Here is a 13,872-nt window from a genome sequence, read left to right as displayed (position 1 = left end):
GGCGAGCCCGGGGCGCCTACCATGGCCTGGAACGCCCGGCGCGACACATGCGACGGGCCTGTCAGGGGGTGGGCATGGTGCGATTCCTGCGGTGGGCGGCCGCGGTGGCCGCGGGGCTGCTGCTGACCGGCTGCGGCTCGTCCGACGGGGGCGGAAGCAGGGACGAGGGCAAGGGAACCGGCTCGGCTCCCCCGTCGGCGTCGCGTTCCACAGCCGCACCACCCCCGGCGCCCCCTCCTTCCTCCCTCACCTCCCAGCGCCTCGACTGGCAGCGCTGCAAGGCCGCCGGCGGCTCCTCCGCACCGGGCGACGCCTGGCGGTGCGCGACACTCAAGGTGCCGCTCGACTGGTCCCGACCGGACGGCGGCACGATCGGTCTGGCCCTCATCCGCGCCCGGGCGACCGGCGGCGACCGCATCGGCTCGCTGCTGTTCAACTTCGGCGGCCCCGGCGGCTCGGGTGTCTCGACGATGCCCTACTTCGAGTCCTCCGTCTCCGCACTGCACAAGCGCTACGACCTGGTGAGCTGGGACCCCCGCGGAGTCGGCGGGAGCGAGGGTGTCCGCTGCCGCGGCGACCGCGAGATCGAGGCCGCCGAGTCGGTGGACGCCACCCCCGACACCCCGGCCGAGGAGAAGGCGTACTTCCAGGACGCCACCGACTTCGGCAAGGGCTGCCAGAAGGCCGCCGGGCCACTGCTGGCCCATGTCTCCACCACGGACACCGCACGCGACATGGACCTGATGCGCCAGGTCCTCGGCGACGACGAGCTGCACTACTTCGGCATGTCCTACGGCACCGAACTCGGCGGCGTCTACGCCCATTTGTTCCCGCGGCGGGTGGGCCGGCTGGTGCTCGACGCGGTGGTCGACCCGACCGCGGACACGGTGGGCCACGCCGAGAACCAGGCCCGCGGCTTCCAGCGGGCCCTGGACGACTACCTGAAGTCCACCGGCCAGGACCCCGAGCAGGGCTCCCGGAAGATCGCCGCCCTGCTGACCCGGCTCGACGCCAAGCCGCTGCCGACGTCCTCCGAGCGGAAGCTCACCCAGACGCTCGCGGTCACCGGGATCATCGTGCCCCTGTACAGCGAGTCGATGTGGCCGCGGCTGACCAGCGCCCTCAAGTCGGCGGAACGGGGCGACGGTTCGGGCCTGCTGGCGCTCGCCGACGAGTACAACGACCGCGACTCCTCGGGCCGCTACGGCACCATGACCCACGCCCAGCGGGTCATATCGTGCCTGGACGACAGGCAGCGGCCGACGCTCGCCGAGACGAAGCGGCGGCTGACCGGGTTCGAGCGCATCTCACCGGTGTTCGGGGACTTCCTGGGCTGGGACACGGCCGGCTGGTGCCACGACTGGCCGGTGCCGGGTCAGTACGACACCCCGGAGGTCGGCGCACCGGACGCGGCACCGATCCTGCTGGTCGGCACCACCGGCGACCCCGCCACCCCGTACGAGGGCACCCGCAGGATGGCCGACGAGCTGGGCCGGGGCGTGGGCGTCGAACTCACCTGGAAGGGCGAGGGGCACGGGGCGTACGGCAACGGGAGCGACTGCGTCGACTCAACGGTGGACGCCTACCTGCTGAACGGCAAGGTGCCGAAGGACGGCACGGTCTGTTCCTGACGCGAACGGTCCGGACCGGCGGGACCGGGACCGGGTGGCGAGCAAGCGCAACTGCCCGTCTGAGCTGCTGGAGCGGTTGGCCGACGATCCGCATGACTCGGTGCGGAGGCTCGTCGCAGGCCATCCACGCGCGCCGCGCTCGGCGGTTGCGCGTCTGGTCGACGACCCGTGGGCGGTCGTTGCGCGGGAGGCCCGTCTTCGGCTGGCCAACCGGCCGTCGACGGGGTCGTCCGAGCCTTCCTGACTCGATACCCAATCGATCTTCCCCTCGGTCTTCCGGCGGTTGTGTCCACCGGAGGTGCGGGACCCGCGACGCAGCATCATTCACAATCGGCCTGTTGCGGGTTCGCGGGGTCTGGCACAGGCGGCGGTGGTGGCGGGAACAGGCGGTCTTCCAGAGCAGGCAGCCCGAACAGCATGAGAAGCAGCACTACCGGGAGGAGCAGAGCCAGTACGATCACGGCGCCCTCCCGAGAAACTACCGGTCAATGGCTGTCGCTTGACGCAAGCAGGCCACGTCCACCGTGCGGCCGAACGAGGGACGCCGCACACGGGGCCGTCCCTCGCGTAGGCCGACCGGGTGATGCGTCGGCGTACGCACGCCAGAGCGGGCGGCCACTGAGGCGGCTCGGATCCGGCCGTGCGCCGGTCCGTTGAGGAAGACGACCCCACTCCCGTCACTCTCCGTCACCGTCGGGGTGCGCGGCGACGCAGCTGCCCATACCGTCGCAGGTGTGGCCCAACCAGGGAGTGGACATGAGCCGAACCAAGCGCATCAGGACCCGTAGCACGGCTCGTCTGCGGGCGCCGAGGATCGGATCCCGCAGCGTGACGGCACCGACGGCGCCCACCCCGACGGCATCCGAATCCGAGTCGCCGCCGCCCGTGCCGAGCTCTGGCCAGTCCCTGCCGCACGCTCCACCGCGCCGCTCCGCCCGCGTGCGCATAATCGAGACCAACCCGTGGTCCGTCACGGTGATGAGCTTCCTGTTCCTGGGAGGTCTTGGGGCATGCGTGCTGGGGACCGTGCTCACCGCGTCGGTGATGTTGAACATCCTGATCCCGGGCGTGTGGCCGACACCGTCGGAGACGTTGTCCATCGCCACCGTGGTCGTCACCCTGGAGGTCTTCCTGGGCACCGGCCTGGCAGGCATGTGCAGCCTCCTGTACAACTACACCGCTCAGTTCAGCGGCGGCGTCGAGGTGGCCCTGACCGACGACCTGAGCGATCCGACACCGGTCGCCCAGGCCCTCCGGCTCATGACGCGGCTGCACGACCACGCCCGTCGGCGTCTGCGTACTCGTCTGCCGCTCAACTTCCCGGACAGCCATCGCCTCGCCCGCGGACGTCGTGGCGACGCTCCCCCACCCGGCGCCGAGGACGGCCGACCCCCCACCGGCCGTGACCTCGGATTCCCGCTCCCACCCGGGCAGGGCCCTGAGGGCAAGCGGACTGAGCAGGCAGGGCACCGGCAGAACAGGGCCGCCGACACCAGCGGCTGACATCCGGCCCGGAAGCCCGGGGCCGTCCGAGCTCAGCCGACGCCGCCCGACAACGACAGAAGCCCACGGCATCCGAACTGGTCGGAGCCGTGGGCTTCGTCAGCCTCGCTGGTGGGCAAGGTCCGTGATCAGTAGACCGGCTTGTGCGGTTCGATCTGGTTGACCCAGCCGATGACACCGCCGCCGACGTGGACCGCGTCGGCGAAGCCCGCGGACTTCAGGACCGCGAGGACTTCCGCACTGCGGACGCCCGTCTTGCAATGCAGGACGATCTTCCTGTCCTGCGGGAGGCCCTCCAGGGCGGTGCCCATGAGGAACTCGTTCTTCGGGATCAGCCGGGCGCCCGGGATGGAGACGATCTCGTACTCGTTCGGCTCGCGGACGTCGATGATCTCGATGTTCTCGCCGTCGTCGATCCACTCCTTGAGCTGCTTCGGAGTGATGGTCGAGCCGGCGGCCGCCTCCTGGGCCTCCTCCGAGACGACGCCGCAGAAGGCCTCGTAGTCGATCAGCTCGGTGACGGTCGGGTTCTCACCGCAGACCGCGCAGTCGGGGTCCTTGCGGACCTTGACCTGGCGGTACTGCATCTCCAGGGCGTCGTAGATCATCAGACGGCCGACCAGCGGCTCACCGGTGCCGGTGAGGACCTTGATCGCCTCGGTGACCTGGATGGAACCGATGGACGCGCACAGCACGCCCAGGACACCGCCCTCGGCGCAGGAGGGAACCATGCCGGGGGGCGGGGGCTCCGGGTAGAGGCAGCGGTAGCAGGGGCCGTGCTCGGACCAGAAGACCGAGGCCTGGCCGTCGAAGCGGTAGATCGAACCCCACACGTACGGCTTGTTCAGCAGCACGCAGGCGTCGTTGACCAGGTAACGGGTCGCGAAGTTGTCCGTGCCGTCGACGATCAGGTCGTACTGGCTGAAGATCTCCATCACGTTGTCGGCTTCCAGCCGCTCCTCGTGAAGGATCACGTTCACGTACGGGTTGATGCCCTTGACGCTGTCGCGCGCGGACTCGGCCTTGGAGCGGCCGATGTCGGCCTGGCTGTGGATGATCTGGCGCTGCAGGTTCGACTCGTCGACCTCGTCGAACTCCACGATGCCGAGGGTGCCCACGCCCGCGGCGGCCAGGTACATCAGCGCCGGCGAGCCCAGGCCGCCGGCGCCCACACAGAGCACCTTGGCGTTCTTCAGCCGCTTCTGCCCGTCCATCCCGACGTCGGGGATGATCAGGTGGCGGGAGTACCTGCGAACCTCGTCTACGGTGAGCTCAGGAGCTGGCTCGACCAGGGGTGGCAACGACACGGGGACTCCGTTGGTCGGTCAATCACTACAGTTGTTCTCCTCGTAACACTGCCACGGCCTTCTTCATTCCGAGACACCCGTTCCGACACGCGAGACGATGTCGTCCCAGTAGCCGGGCATGGTCTCCCAGGGGTCCACGCGACCGCCCCTGTCCGTGCGGTCCGTGAAGTAGACGGTCGCCGCTCCCTGCCAGCGGGCGATCCGCAGCGCCTCGTCGAGATGGCCGCGGGGCACGCTGTGCACGAAGTGGCAGAAGCGATCGGGCGGGTAGTCGGCGGTCCACTCGGCCACCTGCGACCAGCGGTAGTCGGACCAGGAGCCGGCGAAGGTCACCAGCTGGTCGGCGTGCTCGGCGTAGCCGGGGTGCGGGTGGCGGCCGTGGCCGAGGACGATGTGGGCGGTGTCGCTGATCGCCCGGAGCGTGGTGACCGCGCGGCGGACCTCGGACAGCGCGGTCCGCTCGGTGGGACAGCGGTCCAGCAGGAAGCCGTCGACCCGGTACCAGTCGAGGTGGCGGTGGGCGTCGGAGAGCAGCTCGCCGAAGACCCGGGCGCCGTGGGTGAGGTCCAGGTGGCCGAGGACGCGCACGCCCGCGGCCCGCAGCCGGACGGCGGCCTCCAGGCAGTGCGGGTCGGGGCGGCTGCCGGGGCCGGACGCGACGTCGAGGACCACCCAGTCCAACGGGGTCCCGGGGCGGGCGAGTTCCGCCCACTGGGCCGGGGCGACGAGCGGGTGGGCGTAACCGGGGACGCCGAGGGCGGTGCGGACGCCGGTCCCGGTGCTGCCCGCGGTGCTGCTGGTCAGATGCGGCATGCCGCCTCCATCCAGATGTCGGCCAGGGACTCTTCGAGGTTGATGCGGGGCCGCCAGCCGAGCCGGTCGCGCGCGGTGCGGACGTCGGCCTGTTGCCAGCTGCCGCAGCCGTCCGGGTACGGGTACGCCACCGGGAGCTGGTGCTCGGATTCGGGGCGGGGGTGGGCCAGGGCGCCGCGCAGCGGCCCGGGCGGGGTGTCGAGTTCGTGCAGGGCACCGCCGTATCCGGCCACGCGCGCGAGGACGGCGGCGGCGTCTCTGAGGCGGACGGCGCGGCCGGAGCCGATGTTGATCACTCCCTGCGCGGCGGAGAGCGAGGCGGCGTGCACGGCCCGGGCGACATCGCGTACGTCCACGAAGTCCCGCTGGACGCCGAGGCCGCCGAGTTTGAGTTCGCCGTCGCCGGACTGCATGGCGCGGCGCATGGCCTCCGCCAGGCGGCCCAGCGGGGAGCCGGCCGGGGTGCCGGGGCCGGCCGGTGAGAAGACGCGCAGGACGACGGCGTCCAGACCGGAGCCGAGGACCAGTTCGGTCGCGGCAAGCTTGCTGACGCCGTACGGGCCGCCGGGGCGCGGTACGGCGTCCTCGGCCGTGGAGGAACCGGGCTGGCTCGGACCGTACTCGGAGCCGCAGCCGATCTGCACCAGGCGGGCGCCGCAGCCGCTGCGGCGCAGTGCCTCGCAGACGGTGGCGACGGCGACGGTGTTGTGCCGGGTGAGTTCGCGGGCGCCGCCGCGGGTGGCGCCGGCGCAGTTGACGACCACTCCGGGGTGGACCGCGTCCAGGAAGCGGGTGAGTGCGCCCGGGCTGCCGGTGGCGAGGTCGAAGCGGACGTCGGCGTCGTCGCCGCGGCCGAGCGCGGTCAACTGGACGGCCGGGTCGGCGAGCAGGCGGTCGGCGACGAAGCGGCCGATGAATCCGTTGGCTCCGATCATGAGGACCCTCATCGGGCGGCTCCCGGGGTGTGCGCGCCGGTGGTACCGGCCGTGTCGACGGCTCCTGCGGCTGCTCCGGAGGCGCCGGCGGTTCCGGGCGCTCCGGCTCGGGAGGTGGTCATCTGGTGTTCTCCTTCAGAAGGGTCGTGCGGATGCCTCCGGCGGCCGGACCGGGCCGGTGGCGGAAGGTTCACTCGGGCGCTCCCGTGGGCGCGTGGGCCGAGGCTCGGGTGAGGGCGCGGCCGGCGTGCCACAGCAGGGCCAGGGCCGTGGTGCCGCAGGCCAGGGTGGGTGCGGCGGCCTCGCCCCAGGCATCGGTGAGGGTTTCGACGGGCGTCGCCAGGAAGGCGCAGCCGGGCAGGCGTCCGGCCAGGGGCAGTGCCAGGGCAGCCGCCTCCCCGGCCGCCGCCGCGCCGAGCGCCAGGGCGGGCGCGCGCCGGTGCCGGTGCGCGGTGAGCAGGCGGGCGAGCAGGAGCAGGGCGCCCAGGGTGAGGGCCTGCAGGAAGGCGGCGGGCTCGTGCAGGGCGGTGCCGCACACGGCGAGCAGTGCGGTCAGCGCGCCCAGGAACAGGGCGAACACGCCGGACAGCAGTGGTTTCGCGGCGGCCGTGAAGTCCCCGAGGCCCCGGCTGCCCTCGAGCCTGCGGCGCGCGCCTGCGGCGAGGAGGTGGGCGGACCACGCAGCCGGGGCGCAGGCCGCGAGGAGGGCGAGGACGGGCGCGGTGGCCGTGGGCCAGGGGCCGTCCGGGGCCCCGGTGGGCGGGGAGTCGGGGCCGCCCGTCAGGACCGCGTGGAGGAGACCGTCGCCGACGAGGGCGTACCCGAGCAGCCAGAGCGTGCACGCACGCGGGCCGAGAGCGGTGCGCCACGTGCGCGTACGGAGGACGGTGCGCCACGCGCGCGTGCCGGGCGGGCCGGCGAGCGGGCCGTGGCGCAGGGCCGCGCGGGTGGCGACGGCGAGGGCGAGGAGGCCTCCGAGTGCGACCAGCAGCCGGGGGTGCCCGTGGGTGAGGCGCAGCCCGCTCACCGTGGCCGCGCCGAGCGCTCCGGGCAGAAGGGTGAGCAGGACCCAGCCGGCACGGACCCGGGGCACCGGCAGGGACCCGGAGCTGGGGCGCGGCTCGTCGGCGCGCGGCACGCGCGCGTACAGCTCCTCGGCGAGGGAGAACACGTCGCGGTGGCGGAAGCGGGTGGCGGTGCGGTCGGTGACCCCGTGCGCCTCCAGCCCCGCCGCGATCTCCAGCGGATCCACGGCGCGTTCGCACAGCGCACGGTGTCGGTGCAGCAGGGCTTTCACCGGGTCACCGGCCCCGCGGCGCGGACCCACGGCCCGCTTCCGCTCGGCCCCTGCATCCGCCCTGGCCTCCACGCCCGTCCTGACCTCCGCGTCCGCCCTGGCTCCCACGCCCGTCCTGGCCTCCGCGTCCGCCCTGGCCTCCATTGCGACCCGGGGGTCGACCGGGAGGGGGGTGCCGTGGGTGGGTGCGTCCGGGATGGGGATGCCACGGGTGGGACCGACCGGGGCCGGGGCGGCGCGCGTGGATCCGTCCGCCGTCGGGATGCCACGGGTGGGACCGACCGGGGTCGAGGCGTCGCGGCTGGGAACGGCAGGGGACGAGGCGGCGCGCGTGGATCCGTCCGCCGTCGGGGCGCCACAGGCGGGACCGACCGGGGTCGAGGCGTCGCGGGTGCGGCCGGCAGGGGACGAGGTGGCGCGGGTCGATCCGTCCGGGGTCCAGGCGTCACCGATGGCGCTGGCAGGGGCCGAGGTGCCGCGGGCGGGGCCGGCCGGGGCTCCGGACGTGTGCCCCGTGCTTCGCACGGCAGGGTCGGCCGTCAGCCACGCCCCCGACCGCGCGTCCCAGGGATCGGCGCCACCGGGCATCCCGGGCCGGTCCTCCGGGGCCGGCTCGTCACGGCGCGGGGTGACGTCGTCCGCGCCGGCATTCCTGCCCCCGCCGGCCCCCCCGCCCACGGTCCGGTCGTCCAGGTCGCTCATCGCGCGCCCTCCGCCGCCAGCGGGGTCGCGCGGACCGGGGTGTGGGCGGCCCAGGCGGGGGTGGAGCGGGTGGGGACGGAGCGGGGCAGGACGCGGGCCGTGGGGGCGGTCCAGCGGCCCGGGACGTGGGACTCGGCCGGGGTGGCGAACGGCAGGGGTTCGCCGGACTCGTCCAGGACGACTCGGCGGACCGGGCAGTGCGAGACGATCTCCAGGTAAATGCCGTGAAATGCCGCGATGTTCTGCTCGACGGTGAACAGTTCGAGCGCCCGGGCGCGCGCGGCGGCACCGAGGCGCTCACGGCGCTCGGGGTCGCGCAACAGCGCCACGCACGCCTCGGCGAGCGCCCTGGGATTGCGCGGGGGCACGACCAGCCCCGTGCCCCCGATGACCTCCACGACCGCGCCGACGTCGGTGGACACGGTGGCCCGGCCGCAGAACATGGCCTCGACGAGGCCGACCGGGAAGCCCTCGACGACGCTGGAGAGGACGACGACCGCGCCGGCGGCGTACGCGTCGGGCAGCGTGGGGGCGTCCGGTGCGCCGATGTCCTCGAAGGAGACGGGGTTGTCGCCGACGGCGTGCGCGCCCTCGGCCTCGTCCGGGAAGAGCTGCGCGGCCAGCGCCCGGCAGTGGCCGAGGTACTCCGCGCCCTCGGTGCCGGAGGGCGAGCCGACGATCCGCAGGCGGGCCTCGGGCTCCTCCTTGCGGACCTCGGCGAACGCGTGCAGCAGGGACACGAGGTCCTTCGCGGGTTCGACGCGGCCGACCCAGACCAGGGTGTGCGGATCGGCGCGGTCCGGGGACTCGCCGACCTCGGTGAAGCGGTCGGCCGCCATGCCGGGGTACACCGTGCGGATCCGCGCGCGGTCGGCGCCGCACCGCTCCTGCCAGCGGCGGGCGTGCGCGTTGCCCGGGGTGAGGATGGCGGCACGGCGGTAGACCTCGGTCGCGAGCCGGCCGTGGAAGGCGCCGAGCAGGGCGCGGACGGCGGGGGCGGCGGTGTCGGGGCCGAGGGCCAGGTAGTGCGAGCGCAGGTGGACGCCGTACTCGGTGACGAGCAGCGGTACGTCGCAGAAGTGCCGGGCGAGCAGTCCGGCGAGGGCGGCGGGGCCGCCGGTGGTGGCGTGGCAGAGGTCGGCCGCGCCGAGGGCGTCGTCGTCGTACCAGTCGAGGGAGAGGGGGCGCAGGGCGCGTTCGAGGTGGGCGGCGACGGCGAGCAGGTCGGGTACGCGCGCCTCGTGCGCCGTGCGCAGCGCGTGCGGGGCGCGGCAGGCGCGCTCCAGAGCGCGTACAGCGGTGTCGGAGCGCAGGGCGCCGACGAGTCCGCCCTTGTCGCGGGCGAGTTCGGCGAGCCCGTACAGCGCGTTGCCGAAACGGTCCGCCAGATCATCGGGAGTGCCCTGGGAGCCGGTGTCCGGGGCACCCTCGGCCGTGGCCGGGACGCTTGCGGCGCATACCGCCGCGACCAGTTCACCGTAGTACTCGGCGAAGCGCCGGCGTGTGCGCCATCCGTGTGTGACGCCGTCGTCCCCGGCCGTCCAGGGCGGCGCGGTACGCACGCGCCGGACCTGGGGCGGGAGCGGAACGCGGTCGTCGTCCCGCCGGAGCCCGCCGCCGTCGAGCGCGTAGACGTCGAACTCGTGCTGTCCGAGCCCGCGCACGAGCCGGTCGCACCAGAGCATGGCGTCGCCGCTGTTACACGGACGGCCACCCTCGGTGAGCAGTCCTATGCGCACGTGTACACCCCCGATCTCCCGTCTGGGGAGCCGCCCGCTCGTGTCCCGGCGGCTCACAGCGGGACGAACGTAAGGGGACGAGGCGGTGGTGCGACGGACGGTTGTCCGTCGCACCACCAAAAGGGGTGAACAGTCGTAACTTTCGCGTGCGGGTCGCGTTCCGTCGCGCTAAGGGACCAGACAGTGATCGTCCGAGCGCGAAACGTTACGCCACCCGCGAGCGCGGCCCGCGCGCCGGGCGCCGGACAGCCGCCGGTGCACGCCGGGCGTCAGACGGTCGCCGGTGCGCGCCGGGCCGCACGCCGCCGCGCCGCCAGCTCCGGGTCGAGCGCGGGTACGGCGGCCAGGAGCTGCCGGGTGTACGGCTCGCGCGGGCTGTCGTAGACCTCGTCGGCGGGCCCGTACTCGACGAGCCGGCCGCGCCGCATCACCGCCACCCGGTCGCTGACCTGGCGGACGACGGCGAGGTCGTGCGCGATGAAGACCAACGCGAGGCCGAGTTCCCGCTGGAGCTCGCCGAGCAGGGCGACCACCTGGGCCTGGGTGGTGACGTCGAGCGCGGAGACGGGCTCGTCGCACACGATGGCGCGCGGCTCGGCGGCGAGCGCCCGCGCGATGCCGATGCGCTGGCGCTGTCCGCCGCTGAACTCGTGCGGGTAGCGGTCGTAGTGCGCCCCGTCGAGCCCCACGCGCTCCAGCAGTTCCCTGACCCGCCCCCGGATGCGCTCCTCGTCCCGGTCTCCGCGCGCGCGGAGCGGGTCGGCGATGGACTCGCCCACGCTGCGGCGGGGGTTGAGGGAGGAGACGGGGTCCTGGAAGACCATCTGGACGGCAGGGTTCACCCCGGTGTGCGGGCGCCCCGCGTAGCGGATCTCGCCGGCGGTGGGTTCGAGCAGCCCGACGAGCATGCGGCCGAGCGTGGTCTTGCCGCTGCCGCTCTCGCCGACCACACCGAGGGTCTCCCCGCGCCGGACGGTCACCGAGACGTCGTCCACGGCGGTCAGCGCCCGCTTGCCGCGCCCGAACGCGCGCCGCACGCCGACGGTCTCCAGCACGACCTCGTCGGTGGCCGGGGAGCCGGTCCGGCGGGCGTCCACGCGCGGGACGGCGTCGAGGAGTTCGCGGGTGTACGGCTCGGCGGGTGCCGCGAGGACCGCGCCGACCGGGCCGCGTTCGACGGCCCTGCCGTGCCGCATGACGAGGAGCTCGTCCACGCTCTCGGCGGCCACACCCACGTCGTGGGTGACGAGCAGCAGCCCCATGCCGGTCTCCTCGCGCAGTTCGTGCAGCAGATCGAGGATCTGGGCCTGCACGGTGACGTCGAGCGCGGTGGTCGGCTCGTCGGCGATCAGCAGGTCCGGATCGCAGGCCAGGGCCATGGCGATGAGCGCGCGCTGGCGCATGCCGCCGCTGAACTCGTGCGGGCGGGACCGGGCCCGCCGCGCCGCCTCCGGGATGCCGACCCGCTCCAAAACCTCCACGGCACGCGCGCGTGCGGCGCGCCGCGACACGCGCGCGTGGACGCGGTGGACCTCGGCGATCTGGTCGCCGATCGCGTAGTACGGGTCGAGCGAGGACAGCGGGTCCTGGAAGACCATGGCGGCCTTCGCGCCGCGCAGCCGGCGCAGTTCCGCGTCCGAGGCCGCCTGTACGTCGGTGCCGGCCACCCGCACCGAGCCGCCGACCCGGGCCCCGGTGCCCCGGTGCAGGCCCAGCAGGGCGCCCGCGACCGTGGACTTGCCGGAGCCGGATTCGCCGACCAGGGCGAGGGCGGCGCCCTTCGCCAGGCTGAAGGAGAGCCCGTCGACGGCGCGCAGGGCGCCGAACTCGACGGTCAGGTCCGTCACGTCCACCAGGTTCGTGCCGGCGGCTTCCACCAGGCTCATGCGAGCACCACCCGTCGGTCGGCCACCGCGTACAGGACGTCCGCGACGGCGTTGGCGAGGACCACGAAGAAGCCGGTCACCAGGACCATGCCGACGACCACCGGCAGGTCGACGACCTTGACCGCGTGCACCAGCTCCTGGCCGATGCCGGGCAGCCCGAACAGGGTCTCGGTGAGGACGGCGCCGCCGATGGCCGAGCCGAAGGTGACCGCGTTGAGCGCGATGACGGAGGCCGTCGCGCCGCGCAGCGCGTGCCGGGCGATCACCGCGCGCTCGCCGACGCCGTACGCCCGGAAGGTGCGGATGTGGTCCTCGGCCAGTGTCTCCAGCATCGACGCCCGGGTCAGCCGGGCGAAGTTGGCCGCCTCGATGAGGGCGAGGGAGAACCAGGGCAGCAGCAGGTTCCAGGCCCACTGTTCGGGGTCGTCGGTGAAGTTCACGTACTGCGGGAAGGGCAACAGCCGGAGTTCTCCGCAGACGACGATCATCAGGACCAGGCCGATGACGAAGACGGGCGTGGCGACGCCGGCGAGGGTGACCGCGGTCAGGACGCGTTCGGAGAGCCGGCCGCGCCGCCATGCGGAGAGCACTCCGGTGCCGACGCCGAGCACGAGCCAGATCACCATCGCGCCGAGCACCAGCGAGAAGCTCACCGGCAGCTTGGTCAGGAGGATGTCGGTGACCTGGCGGCCGCTCTGGTACGACTGGCCGAGGCAGGGCGCCGGGCAGTGTTCCACGGAGGTGCCCGTGGAGAAGTCCTGGCCCGCGAAGATCCCCTGCAGGAAGTGCCAGTAGCGCACGTACAGCGGGTCGTCGAGATGGAGTTGCCGGGCCACCTGGTGGACCTGGGGCGGGGAGCAGCGCGGGCCGCAGGTGATCTGGGCGACGTCGCCGGGGGTGACGTAGAAGACGACGTAGATGACCACCGAGAGCACGAACAGGGTGACCACGGCGCCGATGACCCGGCGCAGCACGAAGCCGGTGAAGCCGCTCACGGCCGGTCCTCCTTCCTTGGCTTGCTCGGCTTGCTCGGCTTGCTCGCTTCACCGGCGGGTACGGCGGTGTCGGCGCGCGCCTCCCGCTTGCGGCCGGTGCCGATGCGCAGGCGCGAGGCGGCGCGCGGGTCGAGGGCGACGCGGACGCCGTCGCCGAGGACGGTCATCGCGACCACGGTGACGAACAGGGCGAGCGCGGGCAGCAGCAGGTACTGCGGGGCCGCCTGGTACCAGACGTCGGCGGAGGTGAGCATCTGGCCCCACGAGGGGGTGGGCGGCTTCACGCCGACGCCGAGGAAGGACAGGGCCGCCTCGGCGCTGATGTTCGACGGGATCAGCAGCGCGGCGTACGTGATGACCGGCGCGGCCAGGCCCGGGAGCAGTTCGTGCACGGCGGTCCGCCAGGTGCTCCAGCCGCTGAGCCGGGACGCGGCGACGTAGTCGAGGTTCTTCAGGGCCAGGGTCTGCGCGCGCACCATCTTCGCCATCGTGGACCACCCGGCGACCAGCGAGATGATCAGCGCGACCAGGACGGGGCGCGGGAAGCTGCCCGGCACGACGGCCAGCAGCGCGAGCGCCATGATCATCAGGGGCATGGAGATGAAGAGGTCGGTGACACGGCTCAGGACCAGGTCGACCCAGCGGTTGCCCAGTCCGGCGGCCACGCCCATGGCCACGCCGAGGACGACCTGGACCAGCGTGGCGCCCAGTGACACGCCCAGCGAGACCCGCGCCCCGTAGACGAGCCGGGCGAACATGTCGCGTCCGGTCTGCGGTTCGACGCCCAGCCAGTGGTCGGCGCCGACGCCGCCGAAGGAGCCGATGGGCACGCCCCCGCGCGCGGAGTCGATCAGGGTGGGGTGGTACGTGGTGGGGTCCTGGCCCTCCAGGGCGGTGAGCAGCGGCGCGGCGAGCGCGACCAGGACGAGCAGCGCGACGACGGCCGCGGCGACCAGGGCGGCCCGCTGCGCACGCAGCCGCCGCCAGAACTGACGTGCCCCCGAGACCGCCGGGACGGAGAGGTCCGTCCCGGCGGTCTCGACGGCGGCAAGTGCCTCGCTCAC

General features: G+C 73.6%; 10 protein-coding genes. 2 read left to right on the top strand and 8 right to left on the bottom strand.

What is annotated here, in order from left to right; genetic code table 11:
• The first annotated feature begins 74 nt into the window (after window positions 1-74).
• Together ACZ7N4_RS10345 and ACZ7N4_RS10340 are read left to right on the top strand one after the other, a co-directional pair.
• Window positions 75-1,631 carry an alpha/beta hydrolase gene (locus ACZ7N4_RS10345; RefSeq protein WP_471356020.1) on the top strand — a complete coding sequence of 519 codons (1,557 nt, stop codon included), beginning with the start codon at window positions 75-77 and terminating at the stop codon, window positions 1,629-1,631.
• Window positions 1,632-2,570: 939 nt separating this feature from the next.
• Window positions 2,571-3,134: a DUF3566 domain-containing protein gene (locus tag ACZ7N4_RS10340; protein ID WP_471356017.1), complete on the top strand. Its 564-nt coding sequence runs from the start codon at window positions 2,571-2,573 to the stop codon at window positions 3,132-3,134.
• 128 nt (window positions 3,135-3,262) lie between these two features.
• Here ACZ7N4_RS10340 and moeZ read toward each other — a convergent pair whose 3' ends face one another.
• The 8 genes from moeZ to ACZ7N4_RS10300 form a co-directional block, all read right to left on the bottom strand.
• Complete coding sequence (moeZ, locus tag ACZ7N4_RS10335) at window positions 3,263-4,441, bottom strand: adenylyltransferase/sulfurtransferase MoeZ (RefSeq protein WP_471356014.1); 1,179 nt, start codon at window positions 4,439-4,441, stop codon at window positions 3,263-3,265.
• Between the two features lie 63 nt (window positions 4,442-4,504).
• Window positions 4,505-5,254 carry a spherulation-specific family 4 protein gene (locus ACZ7N4_RS10330; RefSeq protein WP_471356011.1) on the bottom strand — a complete coding sequence of 250 codons (750 nt, stop codon included), beginning with the start codon at window positions 5,252-5,254 and terminating at the stop codon, window positions 4,505-4,507.
• Entirely contained in the window at window positions 5,242-6,201 is a 960-nt protein-coding gene (locus tag ACZ7N4_RS10325; protein ID WP_471356009.1) for an NAD-dependent epimerase/dehydratase family protein, read from the bottom strand. The genes ACZ7N4_RS10330 and ACZ7N4_RS10325 overlap by 13 nt, the downstream gene beginning before the upstream one ends.
• A gap of 178 nt (window positions 6,202-6,379) precedes the next feature.
• Window positions 6,380-7,630, bottom strand: coding sequence for a hypothetical protein (locus ACZ7N4_RS10320; protein ID WP_471356198.1), 1,251 nt, complete (start codon window positions 7,628-7,630; stop codon window positions 6,380-6,382).
• A gap of 554 nt (window positions 7,631-8,184) precedes the next feature.
• Window positions 8,185-9,873: a glycosyltransferase gene (locus ACZ7N4_RS10315; protein WP_471356195.1), complete on the bottom strand. Its 1,689-nt coding sequence runs from the start codon at window positions 9,871-9,873 to the stop codon at window positions 8,185-8,187.
• Between the two features lie 323 nt (window positions 9,874-10,196).
• Complete coding sequence (locus ACZ7N4_RS10310; protein WP_471356006.1) at window positions 10,197-11,813, bottom strand: dipeptide ABC transporter ATP-binding protein; 1,617 nt, start codon at window positions 11,811-11,813, stop codon at window positions 10,197-10,199.
• Window positions 11,810-12,808: an ABC transporter permease gene (locus ACZ7N4_RS10305; protein ID WP_471356004.1), complete on the bottom strand. Its 999-nt coding sequence runs from the start codon at window positions 12,806-12,808 to the stop codon at window positions 11,810-11,812. The genes ACZ7N4_RS10310 and ACZ7N4_RS10305 overlap by 4 nt, the downstream gene beginning before the upstream one ends.
• The gene (locus ACZ7N4_RS10300; protein WP_471356002.1) at window positions 12,805-13,872 is read right to left on the bottom strand and encodes an ABC transporter permease; all 1,068 of its coding nucleotides are present in this window, start codon (window positions 13,870-13,872) and stop codon (window positions 12,805-12,807) included. The genes ACZ7N4_RS10305 and ACZ7N4_RS10300 overlap by 4 nt, the downstream gene beginning before the upstream one ends.

Source organism: Streptomyces sp. NPDC107654, assembly GCF_055639035.1.
This window is presented reverse-complemented; position numbering and strand designations above follow the sequence as displayed.

Bases quoted from the DNA above. Each gene is read 5' to 3' on its own strand.
- ACZ7N4_RS10345 (WP_471356020.1), top strand. From the start codon at position 75: ATGGTGCGATTCCTGCGGTGGGCGGCCGCGGTGGCCGCGGGGCTGCTG.
- ACZ7N4_RS10330 (WP_471356011.1), bottom strand. From the start codon at position 5,254: ATGCCGCATCTGACCAGCAGCACCGCGGGCAGCACCGGGACCGGCGTC.
- ACZ7N4_RS10325 (WP_471356009.1), bottom strand. From the start codon at position 6,201: ATGAGGGTCCTCATGATCGGAGCCAACGGATTCATCGGCCGCTTCGTC.
- ACZ7N4_RS10320 (WP_471356198.1), bottom strand. From the start codon at position 7,630: ATGGAGGCCAGGGCGGACGCGGAGGCCAGGACGGGCGTGGGAGCCAGG.
- ACZ7N4_RS10315 (WP_471356195.1), bottom strand. From the start codon at position 9,873: ATGCTCTGGTGCGACCGGCTCGTGCGCGGGCTCGGACAGCACGAGTTC.
- ACZ7N4_RS10310 (WP_471356006.1), bottom strand. From the start codon at position 11,813: ATGAGCCTGGTGGAAGCCGCCGGCACGAACCTGGTGGACGTGACGGAC.